We start from the raw sequence: 628 nt of genomic DNA, 5'->3' as shown, positions 1-628 counted from the left end.
CCGCGAACGTGGCGCTGGTCTGGTCCTGGCTCTAGGCTCTCGGCTTCAGTCAAACTCCTGACGTGGCGACCCACGGCGAAAACGCCGGGGCCGCGCGACGCCGGTGACAATTGACGGCCCCTCCATTCCTTCCCCCAATGCCGCCAGAACAAGCGCACGCTGCGCCCGGCGCAGGCGAGCCGCCATCGGGTGGAGCTGACATGATCGAGATGCTGATGGAACGGGTCAACGGCGACCCCGGCCTGGTGCGACGCGGCCGCTATCTGACCACGACCTTCCTGCTCGAGATCGGCAAGACCGCCTGGCTGATCGCGATCCATGAGGGCCGGATCGTCGCGGTGACCAAGGGTCCATTCGTGATGCCGTCATCGGCGTTCGCGTTGCGCACCTCGGACGAGGAGTGGGACAAGTTCTGCGAGCGGCGGCCGCCGCCGGGCTCCAACGACCTGATGGCGCTGATCAAGCGCCGTGTGCTGAAGGCCGAGGGCGAACTGCAAGTCTTCATGGCGAACCTGCGCTACTTCAAGGAGGCGCTCGGCAAGCTGCGCCGCGCGGGAGTTCACGCATGAGCGCCAGATTCGAACCGATCGTCGGCCGCTACATGCATCTCGAACTGTCGGGCCGGCCG

Annotated in this window: 1 protein-coding gene; it reads left to right on the top strand. The window is 66.6% G+C overall.

The window, feature by feature from the left end:
- The first annotated feature begins 200 nt into the window (after positions 1 to 200).
- The gene (locus B2W55_RS09465) at positions 201 to 569 is read left to right on the top strand and encodes a hypothetical protein (protein WP_024582399.1); all 369 of its coding nucleotides are present in this window, start codon (positions 201 to 203) and stop codon (positions 567 to 569) included.
- Positions 570 to 628 lie beyond the last annotated feature (59 nt).

This window comes from Bradyrhizobium sp. UBA2491 (assembly GCF_002341725.1).
GTDB lineage: Bacteria > Pseudomonadota > Alphaproteobacteria > Rhizobiales > Xanthobacteraceae > Bradyrhizobium.
This window is presented reverse-complemented; position numbering and strand designations above follow the sequence as displayed.

Excerpts from the sequence above, each read along its gene's own strand:
- B2W55_RS09465 (WP_024582399.1), top strand. The coding sequence starts at position 201 with ATGATCGAGATGCTGATGGAACGGGTCAACGGCGACCCCGGCCTGGTG.